Annotated in this window: 1 protein-coding gene and 1 pseudogene; both read left to right on the top strand. The window is 47.0% G+C overall.

Translation table 11 applies throughout. The annotated features are described in order from the left end of the window. On the top strand, positions 1–434 hold a 434-nt coding region (locus Q0338_RS04545), incomplete at its 5' end, for a DUF302 domain-containing protein (protein WP_298085721.1). A 48-nt stretch (positions 435–482) separates the two neighbouring features. Further along, positions 483–1,020, top strand: a pseudogene (locus Q0338_RS04540) (anthranilate synthase component I family protein); the annotation flags it as partial.

Below are 1,020 nucleotides of genomic sequence, written 5' to 3'. Positions count from 1 at the left end.
AATTATTGAAAAGATTGTTTTTGATGATTTTTGCGGGGTTAAATTTGGCCTTTGCAGGCGTCACGGCAGGCCAAAGCGAGCTAGAGCTAGAAGCTGCGGTCAAGAGATTTCAAAGACTGCTTGATATGAAAGATATTAGCGAATTTGCCATAGTGCCTCATCACGTTTTCGCCGCGCAAACGGGAGTAAATTTGACGCCGTCAGTCACGGTGATTTTTGGCGCGCCGGGCGTACTTGCGCCGTTAATAGAGTGCGAGCCAAGCCTCGCGCTAGAGCTTCCGTTTAAGTTTTTATTTCAAAAAAGAGAGGGCAAAACGGTCGTGAGCTTTGAGGATATAAAAAGCATCACGGCTAGATACGGCGTCTTTGACTGCCACGCCCTAGACGCGGCGCAGAGGCTAGAGCGCGAGCTTTTTGACGCCGCCGTCAAATGAAAATTAAGCTTAATTTTTATATAATCTACGCTCATTAAAGGATGTTTTATGTTACTTTTGAGCCCCGTTTTTTATTACGAAAAGATCCGCGAAAAATTCGCCAACTCCTACCTCGCCGAGGACACGACGCAGACCATCGTCGGTATCGACTGCGAGTATATCAGCAGCGAGCAGACCGATTTTGCAGGGCTTAAGAGCTATTTTAAAGCTCAAAAATCGGGCGCCCCTTTTGCGGGACTGTTTGGAGTGCTAGGCTACGGCGGGATAAAATATTTTGAAAAAATACCCGAATTTAACGCCTCGCAGTACGATTTCCCCGACTTTTTCTACGCCAACGCCCGCGCCTACCTGCACTTTGATAAAAATAGCAAAATTTACAGCTTTTACGGCGACCGCGAGCGGTATTACGATTTTCTCGTTAAATTTAGCGCAGACGACGAAGCGGCCGCCAAGGAACAGCGCGCAAAAGGGCAGTGCAAATATAAAATTTTAACCGACTTAGATGGCGAAAAAGCGCATTTTCTAAACATCGCCGAACGCGCCAAAGAGTACCTAAAAAGCGGCGACGTCTTCCAAGTCGTGCTAA

The organism is uncultured Campylobacter sp., assembly GCF_938018145.1.
In the GTDB taxonomy this organism is placed as follows: Bacteria; Campylobacterota; Campylobacteria; order Campylobacterales; family Campylobacteraceae; genus Campylobacter_A.
The sequence above is the reverse complement of the archived record's forward strand: the minus strand, read 5'-3'. Positions and strand labels throughout refer to the sequence as shown.